The following is a 15,875-nucleotide window of genomic DNA, read 5'->3' on the forward strand; positions in this document are numbered from 1 at the left end:
GACATGTCGACCATCACCAAGGACGGCGTCTCCAGCCCCGCCCCGGCCAAGGCCACCCCGGTCAAGCCGCGGCGGGGGCTGCGGGGCTCCCCCACCTTCAACTTCTGGCTCTTCACCGGGCCGTTCCTGATCGGCCTGGCGATCTTCGTCTATCTGCCGATCCTGTGGAGCCTCTACCTGTCGTTCTTCGAGGCCCGCTTCACCGTCACACCGAGCGAGTTCGTCGGTCTCGACAACTACGTCACGATGCTGACCGACGAGGAGTTCATCCGCTCTCTCGTCACCTTCACGATCTTCGCCGTCTTCATCGTGCCGCTGACCTGGGGCACCTCGCTGGGCCTGGCGCTGATGGTGAACCGGCTCCGCTTCATGCGGGCGTTCTTCCGCTCGGTGTTCTTCCTGCCGACGGCGGTCAGCTATGTCGCCGCCTCGCTGGTCTGGAAGATGTCCATCTTCAACGGTGTCCGCTTCGGTCTCGCGAACACCTTCCTGGGCCTGTTCGGCATCGACAACACGGCGTGGCTGGCCAGCCCCGACCCGCCGTGGTACTGGATGGTCATCCTGACCGTTCGTCTGTGGCTCCAGGCCGGCTTCTACATGATCCTCTTCATCGCGGCCCTGCAGAACATCCCGCAGGAGCTGTACGAGGCCGCCTCGATCGACGGCGCCAGGCCCGGCTGGCAGACCTTCTGGCACATCACCCTGCCGCAGCTGCGCGCGACCTCCACCGCCGTGATCCTGCTGCTGCTCGTGGCCGCGTACCAGGCCTTCGACGAGTTCTTCAACCTGCTGAACAAGACCACCTGGGGCAGACCGCCCCTGGTCGAGTTGTACTACAAGGCCCTCGGCGACGCCCAGGACTACGGCGCGGGCAGCGCGGGCGCGCTGATCCTCACCGTGCTGATCTGCCTCGTGACCCTGCTCCAGGGCAAGTTCCTGGGATTCGGAAGGGGTGAGGAGTCCAAGTGACCACCACCACGACACCTCCGGCGGACCGCGTGGACCGGGCCGACGTATCGGCCAAGCCGCGACGGGTCCGGACCGGCAGTGTGATCGGCTCGACCGGGCTGTACCTCGCCACCGGCATCGCCGCGGCCCTCTTCCTGATCCCGTTCTATCTGATCGTCCGCAACGCGCTGATGACGGACCCGGAGATCACGGGCGAGGAATGGAAGTGGTTCCCCACCGACATCCAGTGGGGCAACATCAGCGAGCCGTTCGACGATCCGTCGGTCGACTTCGCACGCTCGCTGTGGAACTCGGCCGTCGTCGGCGTCCTGCACACCGTCGGCACGCTGCTGGTCTGCTCGCTGGCCGGCTACGGCCTGGCCCGTATCCCGTACCGGCACGCCAACAAGGTCTTCTACGCCGTCCTCGGCACCCTGATGGTCCCCACCGCCGTGACCTTCGTGCCCAGCTTCGTGCTGGTGTCGTCCCTCGGCTGGATCGACACCTACCGGGGTCTCATCATTCCGGGGCTCTTCAGTGGTTTCACCTGTTTCCTGTTCCGGCAGTACTTCCTGGGGTTCCCCAAGGAGCTGGAGGAGGCCGCACGGGTGGACGGGCTCGGTTACATGGGCGCGTACTGGCGGGTCGTCGTACCCAACTCGCTCAACTTCTTCGCCGCGATGGCGACGATCACGTTCATCAGCGGATGGAACTCCTTCCTGTGGCCCCTGGTCATCGGCCAGGACCCGAGCGCGTGGACCGTCCAGGTCGCGCTCTCGAACTACATGACCGGCCAGACCGTCAATTTCCACCTGATCTTCATGGCGACGGCCATTTCCATCCTGCCCCTGGTGTTCGTCTTCCTCTTCCTCCAGCGCTGGCTGGTGCAGGGCATCGCGCAGACTGGCATCAAGGGCTAGGGAACAAGCAAGGAGACCGATGTCTTTCCGCACCACCGGCACCACCGGCACCACCGCCACGACCGGCGCCGCCACCCCGTCCGTCGACTACGTCGAGGACGTCTCGCCCGGCCGCGGGGCCCTCGCGCCCCGCGCCTGGTACGCGTCCTCCGACGCCCGGACCCTGTCGCTGAACGGCGACTGGAGCTTCCGGCTGTCGCCGACCGCCGACGCGGAGGACGACTCGTTCGCCGCCGAGGGGTACGACGCCGGGGGCTGGGACCGGGTGGCCGTCCCGGGGCACTGGGTGATGCAGGGTGACGGGGCCTTCGGGGCGCCGATCTACACCAACCACCTGTACCCGTTCCCGGTGGACCCGCCCAGGGTGCCGTCGGAGAACCCGACCGGTGACCATCTGCGGTACTTCGACCTGCCGGACGGGTGGCCTTCGGACGGTGGCGCCGTGCTCCGCTTCGACGGTGTGGAGTCGTGCGCCCGGGTGTGGCTGAACGGCACGGACATCGGTGAGTTCAAGGGCTCCCGGCTGCCGCACGAGTTCGCGGTCGGGCACCTGCTGAAGCCGGCGGGGAACGTCCTCGCCGTCCGGGTCCACCAGTGGTCCGCGGGCTCCTATCTGGAGGACCAGGACCAGTGGTGGCTGCCCGGTATCTTCCGGGACGTCACCCTGCTGCACCGCCCGGCGGGCAGCGCCCTCGACTTCTTCGTGCACGCCTCCTACGACCACGCGGGCGGCATCGGGACGCTGCGCGTCGACTCCGACGTCGACGGCCGGGTCCTCGTGCCCGCCCTCGACATCGATGTCGCCACCGGCGAGCCGGTGACGGTCCCGGTCGAGCCGTGGACCGCCGAGACGCCCCGGTTGTACGACGGTGAGCTGGTCACGGCGGGCGAGCGCGTCCCGCTGCGGATCGGTTTCCGTACCGTGGTGCTGGAGGACGGCCTGCTGAAGGTCAACGGGAAGGCGATCCTCTTCAAGGGCGTCAACCGGCACGAGTGGCACCCCGTCAAGGGCCGCGCGCTGGACCTGGAGACCATGCGCGAGGACGTGCTGCTGATGAAGCGGCACAACCTCAACGCCGTGCGCACCTCGCACTACCCGCCGCACCCCGCCTTCCTCGACCTGTGCGACGAGTACGGCCTCTGGGTGATCGACGAGTGCGACCTGGAGACCCACGGCTTCACCGAGCAGAACTGGCGGGACAACCCGGTTGACGACGACCGCTGGACCCCGGCCCTGCTGGACCGCGCGGCCCGCATGGTCGAGCGCGACAAGAACCACCCCTCGGTGGTCATGTGGTCCCTCGGCAACGAGGCCGGCACCGGTCGGGGCCTGACCGCCATGGCCGAGTGGATCCACGGGCGCGACGGCTCGCGCCTGGTGCACTACGAGGGCGACTGGGACTGCCGGGACACCGACGTCTACTCCCGGATGTACGCCGACCACGCCGAGGTCGAGCGCATCGGCAAGCGTCTGGACGGCGGCACCCACAAGCGGCGCGAACTCCCCTTCATCCAGTGCGAGTACGGGCACGCCATGGGCAACGGTCCCGGCGGCATCGCCGACTACCAGCGCGTCTTCGAGGCGCACGAGCGCCTCCAGGGCGGCTTCATCTGGGAGTGGATCGACCACGGGATCAAGCACCCGACGCTGGGCTACGCCTACGGCGGTGACTTCGGCGAGGAGCTGCACGACGGCAACTTCGTCTGTGACGGCCTGGTCTTCCCGAACCGGACGCCCTCCCCCGGCCTGATCGAGTTCAAGAAGGTCATCGAACCCGTCCGGATCGAGGGCGACGGTTCGGCGGGGACGGTCCGGGTGCGCAACGCGTACGACTTCCAGGACCTGTCCTCGCTGGCCTTCGAGTGGGCGTACGAGGTGGACGGGAAGACGGTGGAGGCGGGCACCCTGTCCGTGCCCGACCTCCGGCCCGGTGAGTCGGCCGAGGTGAAGCTGCCGCAGCCGCCGGCCGGCGGACCGGCGGGCGAGGCGCTGTGGACGGTCCGGGCGCTGCTGGCCGAGGACACGGCCTGGGGGAAGAAGGACCACCAGGTGGCGTGGACCCAACTCCCGGCGGTCGAGCGGCCGTTGCCGACGCTGGTACCGGATCACGGCCCTGCGGCGAGCGAGAGGCTGATCTATCTCGGCCCGGCCTCCTTCGACGTCCGCACGGGTGCGCCGAAGACCATCGGCGGCGTCGACGTGACGGGGCTGCGGCTGGACGTGTGGCGGGCGACCACGGACAACGACGAGGGCGCCTGGAACGGCAACACCTGCTACAGCGAGCTGTGGCGGGAGCTGGGTCTGCACCGGGTCCGACACCGCCTGGACGCGGTGGAGTTGGGCGAGGACGCGCTGACCGTACGGACGCGGGTGGCGCCGGCGGCGCGGGAGGTCGGCCTGCGCGCGACGTACCGGTGGACCGCCGACGACACCCGTCTGAAGCTGACCGTGTCGGTGGAGCCGGACGGTGACTGGACCGTTCCGCTGCCGAGGCTCGGCATCCGCTTCGGGCTGTCGTCGGCGAACGCGGTGACCTGGTACGGCGGTGGCCCCGGCGAGGGCTACCCCGACACCAAGTCGGCGTCCATGGTGCGCCGTTACCACTCCTCGGTCGATGAGTTGCAGACGCCGTACGTGCGTCCGCAGGAGAACGGAGTCCGGCCCGACGTCCGCTGGGTGGAGCTGGGCGGTCTACGGATCGACGGCGACCCGGAGTTCGGGTTCACGGCCCGCCGCTGGACCACCGAACAGCTGGACGCCGCCGCCCACCTGACGGACCTTCAGGCGGGCGACACGGTGTGGGTCATCCTCGACCACGACCAGATGGGCATCGGCTCCCAGTCCTGCGGGCCGGGCCCCCTGCCGCAGTACCACCTGCCGGCGGAGCCGACGGAGTTCTCGTTCGTGTTCTCGGCGACGGGGTCGTAGGGCGGCGGGGACGGGAGGCGGTCGGCGGCGGCCCGGCCGTGACGCAGCCGCGTCCCGTCCCCGGCACCGCGTTTCGGTGGTCCGCTCAGTGGTCCGCGCAGCACGGTGTCGGTTCCGGGACCTCGAAGGGGACGAGGGTGCCGCCGACGGCGGGCATCGTGGTGAGGACCAGTTCGCCGTCCTGCCAGTACGGGCGCACATGGTCCTGGGTCATCAGCGGGGTGTCCGGGGACGGTTGCGTGGGCGTGCCCAGCACCGTCACCCGGGTGATCGCGGAGCGGTCGAGGACGTCCGCGACCGTCAGGGTGCCGGTCAGCGTCGTGACGCCGGGGTAGATCACGGCCCGCCCCATGGCGTCCGGAATGCCGGGCGCCACCTCGTGGGCGCGGGCCGCCAGCCGCTCCTGGACGGTGCTCAGGAGCGGCCGGGACGGCACCGCGAGGGACAGGGCGACCCGTGGCCGGTCCCCCCGTATCAGGTGGGTGCAGCCGAACGTGCCCTCGGGGAGAGCGAGTTCGGCCGCCAGCGTGTGGAGCAGGTGGTCTGCCGCGCGCAGGTCCCTGACCTCGGCGTCCACGGTGAGGGCATGCATGGTCGTGGTCGTGGTCACGAGGGCAGGACCCACACCGGGTTGGAGTAGAACCACAGGTCGCGCCACGGGTCGGCGTCGCCGACGACGTCGATGGCGGGGCCCGCCGGGTCGACGGCCGCGCCCATCGGGCCTACGGCCGAGCGGTTGCCGTCGCTGCCGCGCAGGCGGACGTAGAGCGGGCGGTCGACCCGGCCGAGTTCGTAGGTGAGCCGGACCGTGCCGGTGGACTTGTTCACCTCGTAGGACTTCACGACCTTCGCGGTCGGCGCGGTGAAGGTGTCCTTGTCGGCGGCCGTGCCCGTCACATCGCCCTGGATGACGTCGACGCGAGCCAGCCTGGGGACGAATCCGGCCCAGTTGGGGCCGCCGGCGAGCGCCACGTCGACGCTCAGGGTGACCTTGGTGCCCTTCTTGACGTGCAGGGCGCCGCCGAGGGTGGCCCAGCGGCTGCCCCCCAGGACGCGGACGTCGAGGCCGCTGACGAGCTGGCCGTGGTCGACCCAGACGCGGCCGGCGCGGATGCCCTCCATGACGGCGGCGTAGGTGAAACCGTCGGCGCCGACGTGGGTGCGGCTGTACTGGCCGGGCCAGTAGTCGCCCTCGGTGAGGTCGATCTTGCCGCTGTAGACGGGGTCGGTGTGCTTGCCGTTGGCGGTGTAGTCGCTGTCGGGACCGCCGCGCTTGGCGGTGTCCGTGTAGACGTTGTGGGAGTCGGAGTTGGCGGTGATCCACCAGGGCTTGCCCTCGGCGAGGAGGCTGTCCCACAGGCCGCCGACGGTGGCGGTCATCCAGTCGAAGCCGCCCCAGGTGCGGTAGCTCTCCAGGGGATAACCGGCGAAGGAGTTGGCGCCCGGGCTGCCGTCGTACAGACCGCGGGCGCGGCCCATGCCGACGGACTTCTCGATGCCGGCGGCCTGGTGGCCGGGCGCGCCCTCCATGCCGACGGCGATCCGGTGGCGCGCGGACGTGGCGTCGCGCCAGGCGCGGATCTCGTGCGGTGAGTCGATGCCCTTGCGCGCCGGGTGGTTGGCGAGCATCAGGATGTCCTTGACCTTGCGCCGCCGGACCTGCTCCGCGAGGAAGTTGAGGCCCGCGATGGCGAGGGCCTCGTTGGCGGGCGTCGAGTCGGTCGCCTTCTTCACACCGCCGTCGTAGTCGGTCTCGAACTGCTTGAGGACGGAGACCTCGTTCCTGCCGGGGTGCACGAAGACCGTGCCGTGCTCGGCGGCCGGGATGTTCCACTCCAGACCCTGGAAGACGAGGGTGTCCTCGTACGCGGCCCGGGCCTCCTTGATGTCCGGGTTGACCTTCTCCACACCGATCTTGGCGTGCGTCTCGTTGCCGTGGTCGGTGATGACCAGCCAGTCCATGCCGTGCTTGGCGCCCTGGCGGACCTGGTCGACGACGCGGTACTTGCCGTCGTTGCTGTACTGGGTGTGGATGTGGTGGTCGCCGGCCAGCCACAGGAAGCCGCCGCGCCTGCGGCTGTTCGGGGCGGCGTACGCGGGGGCCGTCGCCGCCGGGGCGAGGACGCTCGCGGCGGTCAGGCCCGCGCCCAGCAGACCGGCACGGCGCAGCAGGGTGCGGCGCGACTGCTGCTCGGGGGTCAGCGCCTCGTCGGGCACGGAGGTGTCGAAGGCGGCGGGGAGGGCGGCCGCCGCCCCGTGCTCGTGATCGTGCCCGTGGTGGTGATGCCCGTGGCCGTGGTGCGCGTGCCCGTGTCCCATGAAACGCCTCCTGGATGCCGCTGCCTTCCGCGGCCGCCTTCCGCGACGCGATCGCGCCGTCTGTGGAGGATCGAGGCGAAACATGAACGCTGAACGATCAGGGAGTTGCCGCCCGGTTCCCTGGATACGGCAAATCGCCACGCCCCTCACTGTTTCCCCAACTTACCTTGCACGTCACACTAGTTGACGTTGAACCTGAACACCGTTCATCTTCCCCTCACCCCTGCCCCGCCCTCGGAGAGTCCCCATGAGAAGACTGCTCGGCACCCTCGCGGCCGCCGCGCTCGCCGTCACCGGCCTCGCGACCACCGGCGCGACGCCCGCCGCGGCCGCCACCACCGGCACGTTCAACGTGCTCACCTACAACGTCGCGGGCCTCCCGGAGGGGCTGAGCTCCGGCAAGCCGGCGACGAACACCCCGCTGATCTCCCCGCGCCTCGGGGCGTACGACATCGTCAACGTCCAGGAGGACTTCAACTACCACGCGGCGCTGTACGCGGGCGACGACCACCCGCACCGCACCGCGACCAGCGGCGGCGTGCCCTTCGGTGACGGCCTCAACACCCTGTCGGACTACGCCTTCGAGGACTTCCAGCGGGTCAAGTGGAACAACTGCACCGGCACCAACTGCCTGACCCCGAAGGGCTTCTCGCTGGCCCGGGTCCGGCTCGCCGAAGGCGTGTTCGTCGACCTCTACAACGTGCACACCAACGCCGACTCCGACGACGCCGCCCTCGCCGCCCGCCGCGCCAACGTCACCCAGCTCTCCGAGTTCATCAAGGCGAACTCGGCGGGCAACGCGGTGATCGTCATGGGTGACACCAACACCCGCTACACGCGCACCGGCGACAACATCCGCTCCCTCGTGTCGGAGAACGGGCTCACGGACCCGTGGGTTCAGCTGGTCAAGGGCGGTGTCGCCCCGGCGCTGGGCGCGGACGCGCTGCTCTGCCCGACGACCGCGCCGACCAACGACTGCGAGGTCGTCGACAAGGTCTTCTACCGGGACAGCAACGTGGTCGACCTGACCGCCACCCGCTACAACAACGACTGGGCCAAGTTCCTCGACTCCGCGGGCGCCAACCTCTCCGACCACTTCCCGCACGCGGTCGACTTCTCCTGGACCGTCAACTCCAGGCTCCGGGCCAGCGACTTCTTCGGCGGCCCGCACGGCACCGCGTACTCCGACGCCGACAACCTGCCCTCGACGGTCTCGCCCCGCACCCTGACCCTGCGCGGCGCCTCCCGCCTCGACGCGGTCTCGCTCACGCACGACGGCGGTACGACGCTGACCCACGGCGGCACGGGCGGCACGGCGACCTCCCTCACCCTGGCCTCCGGCGAGCACCTCACCTCCGTGAAGCTGACGCAGGGCCAGAAGGACGGCCGTACCCGGATCTTCTCCGCCTCCTTCGGCACCGACAAGGGCCGCACCCTCGCCTCCGGCACGGCCACCTCGGACACGAAGACCTTCACGGCCCCGTCCGGCTGGCAGATCGTGGGCTTCACCGGGCGCGCGGGCGACGAGATCGACAAGCTGGGCGTCCTGTACGCGCCGATCGGCTGACCTGCGCTCCAGCCGTCGCACGGCCTCCGGACCCTTGATCACCGGGCGGTAGCCTTGGCGTTCCGGGTCCCCGAGGTGAAGAGGTGGTCTCCATGGCCCGTGCCGGGCTCACCGTCGACCGGGTCGTGGAGGCCGCGGCCGATCTCGCGGACGAGATCGGGTTCGAGAAGGTCACCCTGTCCGCCCTGGCGCGGCACTTCGGGGTGAAGGACGCGAGTCTGTACTCGCACGTCAAGAACCTCCAGGACCTGCGAACGCGGGTCGCCCTGCTGGCGGGCGGCGAGATGATCGACCGGATCGCCGAGGCCGTGGCCGGGCGCGCGGGCAGGGACGCGCTGGCCGCCTTCGCCGGGGCCTACCGGGAGTACGCCCTCGACCACCCCGGCCGGTACGCGGCCACGCAGCTCCCCGTCGACCAGGTCCTCGTCACCGACTCCCCCGCCCTGCGCCGCACCGCCGAGATCACTTACGGCATGCTCCGCGCCTACGGCCTCGACGAACCCGACCTGACCGACGCCGTACGCCTGCTGCGCAGCACCTTCCACGGCTACTGCGCCCTGGAGGCCGGCGGCGGTTTCGGCGCGGCACGGGACGTGGGCCTGTCCTGGGACAAGGCCGTGGAGGCGCTGCACGTGGCCCTGACCCACTGGCCCCGGGACGACCGGGAACGGGCCTAGCCACACCTACGGGCACACACGGATCTCCGGTGACATCGCGGTCCTGAAGGACGGGACGCCGACCTGGGCGTACGCGCCCGCCACCCCGTCCCGCACGGCCTCTCTCAACGCGGCCTCACCGACCACGAAGACCCTGAGGACCGCCCGTCCGACGCCGTGGCCGCGCGGTCGAAGCGGAACGCCGCCCGCTCGCCGTCGGCCCACGTCACGACCACGTCGTGCGGCCCCTCCGCCGCCACGGACACCAGGTCCGTGAGTGGCAGGGGGTCGGGGTCGGCGGTGAGCCGGGCGAGGACGACGAGGAGGGTGACGTCCTCCTCCGTCCGGCCCTCGCATCCGGGCCCGTCCGTCTCCGACAGGCCCGGGCCGTGCACGGGCAGGAGTTCGGCCCGTACGCCCTTCGCCGCCGCCCACCCCGTGACCCGCACCGGGGTGCCGGGTGCCGCGCCGCTCACCAGATGGGCACGTACCTCGACCGCGCCCCGGGCCACGACGAGGCTGGTGACCCGCACACCGCTGTCACCGACCGCGTGCCGGGACGCGGCCCACCCCTCCCCCACGCCCAGCGGCTCGATGTCGACACGTCCCGCGTCGCCGTCGACGATCACGCTGTTGTCGTACGTCCCGGCCGGCTGCGCCAGGGGTACGGGCTCCGTCACGGTCGAGTACGCGAGGCGGGTGTAGAAGGGGTCGTAGCGGACGTCCTCACTGCCGTGGTTGTGGAGGCGGACCAGGCCGTCCGAGCGTGTGGACTGCAGCAGCCAGTTGGGCGGGCCCACGGGGCGCAGCTCGTCCTCGCGTTCCACGGGACCCGGTTCCTCGGTCGCCGTCCACACCTCGTGGTCCGGCGGCAGGAGCAGGCCGAGGAAGCCCTTGCTGGCCCAGTACGGGGAGGCCGGTCCCGAATAGCCTTGCAGGACATCGGGGTTCGGGCCGTGCCAGCCCAGGGACAGCAGGCCCCGGTCGTCCACCGCGCCCCGGTCGAGGAAGTACTTCAGCGCGCCCGAGGCCAGCCGCCGTGTCTCGCCGGGCGACAGGGGGGTACGGCCGGTGAGGGCGCCCAGCCAGAGCGGGACGGTCGTCGCGAAGCGGTAGGTGAGGGAGCGGCCCTGGTGGAGCGGGGCGCCGTCGCCGCCGAACAGGCGGGCGTAGTCGCCGAGATGGGCCGCGAGGCGGTCGCCGTAGCGGGCGAGGAGGCGGTCGTCGTGCGCGAGCCAGGCGTGCAGCACCGGGTAGAGGTGCATGGCCCAGCCGTTGTAGTAGTCGAACTTGCGGCCGTCGCCGTCGGTGTACCAGCCGTCGCCGAGGTACCACTGCTCGATCCGGTCGAGGCGCTGCTCGACTACCCGGCGGGACAGCTCCGGTTCGTACCCGATCTCTTCGAGGAAGCCGCCGACGGTCACCGGGAACAACTCCCAGTTGCAGGGCCAGGGTTCGGCGGTGAGCGCGTCGCCGAGCCAGGCCGCCGCGCGCCGGCGGACGCCGTCGTCGAGGCGGTCCCAGAGCTGCTCGCGTGTCACGCGCAGCGCGAAGGCGATCGACGCGGCCTCGACGAGGGGCTGGCTCCGGTCCTCGATGCGCGGCCAGACGCCCGAGACGCCCGCGGCCAGGCCGTCGGCGTAGCGGCCGAGCGCGGTCTCGTCCCGGCGGAAGGCGGCGAGCAGGAGGGTGCGGGCGTATCCCTCCAGGCCGTCGGAGAGCCGGCCGGACCAGCTGGTGCGGTCGCCGGGCAGGTGGTAGAGGGCGCCGTCGGCCGTCGCGTACGGCTCCACGGCGGCCAGCAGCGTGTCGGCTGCCGCCTCCCAGTGGGCGCGGGTGTAGCCGGTGTACGGGCTGAGGGTGTGGTCCTCGTGGGGCTGCTGCGGGGAGGGCATGCGCTGCGCTTTCTGCTGTGGGTCGGGGGCGCCTGATAGCTCGGGAGTACGGGTGCCTCGGGCGGGTGCGGGTCGGTGGGGCTTCTCGCGCAGTTCCCCGCGTCCCTGAAAAGCATGGGCCGCGCCCTGTGCTTTTCAGGCCCGCGGGGGCCTGGTCCTTCAGGGGCGCGGGGAACTGCGCGAGCAACCCCGGCGCACCCGCACCCGACAACGCACCCACCCGGCTCCCACTCAGCCCCGGACCTGGGGCGCCCCGGTTCCGGTCGGGACGCCCCAGGCGTCTCTACCCCACCCTGGTCCGCCCCTCGGGCACCAGCCCCTGGGCGACGAGTCCGTCACGGACGAGGCCGGCGTAGACCGTCGCCCCGTGCACGGACGTGTGGGTGTTGTCCCGCTTCTCGTTGTACAGGTACAGCGCCTTGGACCCCTCGGTCCCCAGCGCCTCCACGAGCGCCTTCGTCCCGGCGGTGAGGTCGATCAGCGGCACCCCGCCCGCCGCGGCGACCTCGCGCGTGACCGCCGGATGGTCGACGCCGAGGCCGTTGACCAGCAGGGCGGTGCCGTTGTTCAGCGTGCCGTCGGCGTTGAACCAGCGGCGGACGATCGGGGTGACCAGGACCGGCCGGCCGCCCTTCTCGCGGACGCCCGCGACCAGGGTCTCCAGGTTGGCCCGGTAGGTCGCCCCGTCGGTCTGCTTGTCGTTGTGGGCCAGCTGGATCAGGACCAGGTCGCCCCGGCGGATCTGCGGCTGGACGGTGGCCCAGAGCCGGGAGTCGGCGAGGTAGGACACCGTGCTCTCGCCGGAGTCGGCGTGGTTGGCGACCGAGACGCCCTTGCGCAGGTACTGCGGGAGCTGCTGGCCCCAGCCGGAGTAGGGATCGCCGGGCTGGTCGCAGACCGTGGAGTCGCCGACCAGGAAGATCTGGCGGGCGCGCTTGGCCGGGGTCACCCGGATGTCGGCCAGCGCGGGCGCCGTACCGCCGATGACCAGGTCGAGACCGGGGGTGCCGTCGGGGCCCGTGGGCTCGCCCTCGGGGGTGCGGACGTTCACGGTGAAGCTGCGGGAGACGGGCTCGCCGGCCTCCGTGGCCGTCTCGGCGAGCAGCGTGCGGCGGGTCTCGCCGGTGACCTTCGTGCTCGCCGCGCTCTCCCCGCCGAGGCGGACCGTCACGTCGTACGTGCCGGCCGGGACGTCGAAGTGGCAGGCGTTCGCGGCGCAGTTCTCCAGGCCCGGTGCGGGGCGGCCCCGGTGCGCCTCGGCCGGTGCGGCCGCCAGGACGGTGCCCAGGGTCGCGGCCGCCGTCAGCGCGGCGACGGTGAAACGTCTCATTGCGGCTCCTCGAAGGGGTGACATGACCCGGCGGCTGGACGGTACATCTTTTGGCAAGCGCTTTCTAGCTGTCCGGCCACTTTCACAAGATTGTCAACTTCCCTACGGCGAAAGCCCTTTCGCGATAACGATTCAACTGTCACCCTTCCGAATCACCCGCACACCCCCCACGCACCTCCGAGGAGGCACCCCCATGTCCGCAACCCCCGACCGCTCGACGCTCGGCCGACGCGGCTTCGTCGTCGGTACCGCCGCCACCGCCGCCGGCGTCGCGCTCGCCGGGCCGCTGGCCGGCACCGCCCGCGCGGCGGCCTTCGGTTACACCGACGACGGCACCAACTACGTGATCGACACCGGCGCGAACCTCGTGTTCAAGGTCAGGAAGAGCAACGGCGACCTGTCGTCGCTGGTCTACCGGGGCGTGGAGTACCAGGGCTACGGCGGCATGAACTCGCACATCGAGTCCGGCCTCGGCACCTCCACCGTCACCATCAGGCAGTCCGGCTCGACGATCCTCGTCTCCGTCGCCCACGGCACGCTGCGGCACTACTACGCGGCCCGCAGCGGCGAGAACAACGTCTACCTGTGGACGAACAAGGCCGACACCTCGGTCTCCGCGACCCGCTTCATCGTGCGCGTGAAGGCGGGCCTGTTCCTCAACGACCAGCCCGACTCCTACACCTACGCGCCCACCACCATCGAGGCCTCGGACGTGTTCAGGAAGTCCGACGGGCAGACCCGCTCGAAGCACTTCTCCAGACTCCGGGTCATGGACTACGACTACGTCGGCTGGTCGGCGAACGGCGTCGGCCTGTGGATGGTCCGCAGCAACCACGAGAAGGCCTCCGGCGGCCCCTTCTACCGCTCGCTGCTGCGCCACCAGAGCGCGGACGGCGGCGGCCTCTACGAGATCCTGTACTACGGCCAGAACCAGACCGAGGAGCAGCGGTTCGGCCTCCAGGGTCGTCATCGCCTTCACGGACGGCGGGGCGCCCTCCTCGTCGCTGTTCCCGGGCACCCTGACCACCACGTGGGCGGACTCGCTCGGCCTGTCCGGGTACGTCTCCGCGAGCGGCCGGGGCCGGGTGGCGGGCGTCGGCATCACCGGGCGGAACACGGCGTACGCGTACACGGTGGGGCTCGCCAACTCGGCCGCCCAGTACTGGGGTTCGGCCCGCGCGTCGGACGGCTACTACTCCATCCCCGGGGTGCTCCCGGGGACGTACACCCTCACGGTCTTCAAGGGTGAGCTGGCGGTGTACACGACCTCGGTGACGGTCGCGGCGGGCGGTACGACGACGCTGAACTCGATCGCGATCCCGTCCACCAACGACCCGTCGAACGCGTCCGCGATCTGGCGGATCAACGACTGGAACGGCACGCCGAGCGGCTTCAAGAACGCCGATCTGATGACGTACGCGCACCCCTCGGACAGCCGGGCCGCCGCCTGGACCGGCAACGTGGTGATCGGCAGCGGGACCGAGACCTCGGCCTTCCCCTGCTACCTCTGGAAGGACGTGAACAGCGGGCTCCTCGTCTACTTCCGGCTGACCGCCGCGCAGGCCGCCGCCGCCCACACCCTGCGCATCGGGGTGACGACGGCCTACGCCAACGGCCGGCCGCAGGTGGTCGTGAACGACACCTGGACCTCGGCGATCCCCTCGCCGCCCACCCAGCCGAACACCCGCTCCCTGACGAACGGGTCCTACCGGGGCAACAACCACACGTTCACCTACAACGTCCCGGCGTCCGCCTGGCTGACGGACACGAGTCAGTACAACGTGCTGCGGATCAACGTGGTGAGCGGTTCGGGGACGACCTCCTACCTCAGCGCGGGGACGGCGATCGACGCGATCGACCTGCTGAGCTGATCGTCCGCATGGACTGACATATCGTCATGTTCCGCGCGTCCACTGCTGGTTCGTACCGCCATTGCACGTGTACGTGATGACGGCGGCCGAGTCGGCGGTGGACGCGCCGTTCACGTCCAGGCACTCGCCGCTCGCGCGGGAGACGACGTTGACGTGACTGCCGGAGGTCACCACCGACCACTGCTGGGCGGTGGAGGAGGCATCGCAGTTCTCCTGGGTGACCGTGGTGGCGTTCTCCTGGACGCACAGGGAGCTGTGCCGGGTGGCCAGCTGGTAGTAGCCGCTGCCGACGGACTTGAACCAGTACTTCTGGTTGGTGCCGCCGTTGCAGGCATACTGCTTGATCTGGGCCCCCGGCCACTGCGACCGGCTGGTGACGTCGGCGCACTTGGACGAGTGGCGGGCGATCAGCGTGTTGTACGTGGCGCTGGTGCCGCTGATCGTGCCGGTGGCCGTGTCGACGGTGACCTCCGGCGACCAGGACATGGACATCGTGGTCGAGGTGGGGAAGGTCAGCGGCAGCCAGACGTAGCGGGAGTCGTTCACCGTGCCGCCGAAGGAGTTGCCCCAGCGGTCGCCCAGGTAGAGGTACGAGGTGGTCGAGGTGCCCTGCACGGGCAGCACGTACGCGGTCTGCGAGCCGAAGGTCGTGGAGTCGCCGACGTCGGCCATGGCGGTCCACGGGCCCGCGATGCTGGTGGCGGTGGCGTACTGCTGCTGGTTGGGGTCCCAGCCCGTGGCGCCCGACGTGAGCATGAAGTAGACGCCGCCCCGCTTGAACAGGGCCGGGGCCTCGCGGTGGCCGCCGTGCCAGGGGTCGGCGACGAGGGCGGCGATGCCGGTGTAGTCGGCGGTGAGCCGGTAGATCTGCAGGTCGTAGTTCTCGCGGGCGGCGGAGATCATGTAGCCGGTGCCGTCGCTGTCCACGAAGGTGGTGATGTCACGTGACATGTGGGTGCCGAGCGGGCGGAAGCTGCCCCGCCAGGTGTAGTTCCCGTCGACGGTGTCGGAGACGGCGACGGCCGCGCGCGCCTCGCTGTAGTCGACGCCGTTCTCCTTGTGCATCCACATCACGTACTTGCCGGTGGCCGCGTTGTACATGACCTTCGGCCGCTCGATGTTGGCGGTCGCCAACTCGGGGTCGGTGGCCTCGGTCAGGACGTGATTGCGGAACTCCCAGGTCTTGAGGTCCGTGGAGCGGTAGGCCGAGACGTACCGGAAGGTGTTGTCGGTGTTGCGGTTCTCGCCGAACCAGTAGTAGTACGAGCCGACCTTGATGACGCCGCCGCCGTGGGCGTGCAGGGGGTTGCCCGAGGTGTCCTTGAACTGGGTGCCGTTGGGGACGGTCTGCGGTGCCGCCTGGGCGGGGCCGGCGGTCACGAGGGCGCCGGCCAGCGCCAGACAGAGCGCGAGGAGCATCGCGTACGCACGTCTCATCTC

10 protein-coding genes and 1 pseudogene are annotated in these 15,875 nt (G+C 70.6%); 6 read left to right on the forward strand and 5 right to left on the reverse strand.

Annotation, left to right across the window (positions count from 1 at the left end):
• Nucleotides 1–3: 3 nt before the first annotated feature.
• From ACZ9QC_RS08585 to ACZ9QC_RS08595, 3 genes are read left to right on the forward strand one after another with little or no spacing between them, the layout of a single operon-like run.
• Entirely contained in the window at nt 4–969 is a 966-nt protein-coding gene (locus tag ACZ9QC_RS08585) for a carbohydrate ABC transporter permease (protein WP_472919606.1), read from the forward strand.
• Nucleotides 966–1,868 (forward strand): carbohydrate ABC transporter permease, encoded by a 903-nt coding sequence (locus tag ACZ9QC_RS08590; RefSeq protein ID WP_472919607.1) that lies wholly within the window; start codon nt 966–968, stop codon nt 1,866–1,868. Before ACZ9QC_RS08585 ends, ACZ9QC_RS08590 begins: the two co-directional genes overlap by 4 nt.
• 19 nt (nt 1,869–1,887) lie before the next feature.
• Nucleotides 1,888–4,797: a glycoside hydrolase family 2 TIM barrel-domain containing protein gene (locus ACZ9QC_RS08595; RefSeq protein WP_472919608.1), complete on the forward strand. Its 2,910-nt coding sequence runs from the start codon at nt 1,888–1,890 to the stop codon at nt 4,795–4,797.
• 85 nt (nt 4,798–4,882) lie between these two features.
• Here the strand turns inward: ACZ9QC_RS08595 and ACZ9QC_RS08600 are convergent, their stop codons facing one another.
• Both ACZ9QC_RS08600 and ACZ9QC_RS08605 read right to left on the reverse strand, forming a co-directional pair.
• A complete protein-coding gene (locus tag ACZ9QC_RS08600; protein ID WP_472921636.1) occupies nt 4,883–5,389 on the reverse strand; it encodes a hypothetical protein in 507 nt (168 codons plus the stop codon).
• 14 nt (nt 5,390–5,403) lie between these two features.
• Entirely contained in the window at nt 5,404–7,116 is a 1,713-nt protein-coding gene (locus ACZ9QC_RS08605) for a PHP domain-containing protein (RefSeq protein WP_472919609.1), read from the reverse strand.
• Between the two features lie 247 nt (nt 7,117–7,363).
• Here ACZ9QC_RS08605 and ACZ9QC_RS08610 point away from each other — a divergent pair, with 247 nt between their 5' ends.
• Both ACZ9QC_RS08610 and ACZ9QC_RS08615 read left to right on the forward strand, forming a co-directional pair.
• Nucleotides 7,364–8,683, forward strand: coding sequence for a jacalin-like lectin (locus ACZ9QC_RS08610; protein ID WP_472919610.1), 1,320 nt, complete (start codon nt 7,364–7,366; stop codon nt 8,681–8,683).
• Nucleotides 8,684–8,775: 92 nt separating this feature from the next.
• Nucleotides 8,776–9,360, forward strand: a complete 585-nt coding sequence (locus ACZ9QC_RS08615) for a TetR/AcrR family transcriptional regulator (protein WP_472919611.1) — start codon at nt 8,776–8,778, stop codon at nt 9,358–9,360.
• Between the two features lie 104 nt (nt 9,361–9,464).
• On the opposite strand, the gene ACZ9QC_RS08620 is transcribed toward ACZ9QC_RS08615, so the two are convergent.
• Complete coding sequence (locus tag ACZ9QC_RS08620; protein ID WP_472919612.1) at nt 9,465–11,234, reverse strand: DUF2264 domain-containing protein; 1,770 nt, start codon at nt 11,232–11,234, stop codon at nt 9,465–9,467.
• Between the two features lie 283 nt (nt 11,235–11,517).
• Nucleotides 11,518–12,564 (reverse strand): rhamnogalacturonan acetylesterase, encoded by a 1,047-nt coding sequence (locus ACZ9QC_RS08625; protein WP_472919613.1) that lies wholly within the window; start codon nt 12,562–12,564, stop codon nt 11,518–11,520.
• A gap of 193 nt (nt 12,565–12,757) precedes the next feature.
• On the opposite strand from ACZ9QC_RS08625, the pseudogene ACZ9QC_RS08630 reads away from it, so the two are divergent.
• Nucleotides 12,758–14,435, forward strand: a pseudogene (locus ACZ9QC_RS08630) (rhamnogalacturonan lyase B N-terminal domain-containing protein).
• Between the two features lie 24 nt (nt 14,436–14,459).
• Here the strand turns inward: ACZ9QC_RS08630 and ACZ9QC_RS08635 are convergent.
• A complete protein-coding gene (locus ACZ9QC_RS08635) occupies nt 14,460–15,872 on the reverse strand; it encodes an RICIN domain-containing protein (protein WP_472919614.1) in 1,413 nt (470 codons plus the stop codon).
• Nucleotides 15,873–15,875: the final 3 nt, after the last annotated feature.

This window comes from Streptomyces sp. HUAS MS02, from assembly GCF_055702265.1.

Coding starts and splice junctions, on each gene's coding strand:
- ACZ9QC_RS08585 (WP_472919606.1), top strand. CDS start 4: ATGTCGACCATCACCAAGGACGGCGTCTCCAGCCCCGCCCCGGCCAAG.
- ACZ9QC_RS08595 (WP_472919608.1), top strand. CDS start 1,888: ATGTCTTTCCGCACCACCGGCACCACCGGCACCACCGCCACGACCGGC.
- ACZ9QC_RS08600 (WP_472921636.1), bottom strand. CDS start 5,389: ATGCATGCCCTCACCGTGGACGCCGAGGTCAGGGACCTGCGCGCGGCA.
- ACZ9QC_RS08605 (WP_472919609.1), bottom strand. CDS start 7,116: ATGGGACACGGGCACGCGCACCACGGCCACGGGCATCACCACCACGGG.
- ACZ9QC_RS08610 (WP_472919610.1), top strand. CDS start 7,364: ATGAGAAGACTGCTCGGCACCCTCGCGGCCGCCGCGCTCGCCGTCACC.
- ACZ9QC_RS08615 (WP_472919611.1), top strand. CDS start 8,776: ATGGCCCGTGCCGGGCTCACCGTCGACCGGGTCGTGGAGGCCGCGGCC.
- ACZ9QC_RS08620 (WP_472919612.1), bottom strand. CDS start 11,234: ATGCCCTCCCCGCAGCAGCCCCACGAGGACCACACCCTCAGCCCGTAC.
- ACZ9QC_RS08625 (WP_472919613.1), bottom strand. CDS start 12,564: ATGAGACGTTTCACCGTCGCCGCGCTGACGGCGGCCGCGACCCTGGGC.
- ACZ9QC_RS08635 (WP_472919614.1), bottom strand. CDS start 15,872: ATGAGACGTGCGTACGCGATGCTCCTCGCGCTCTGTCTGGCGCTGGCC.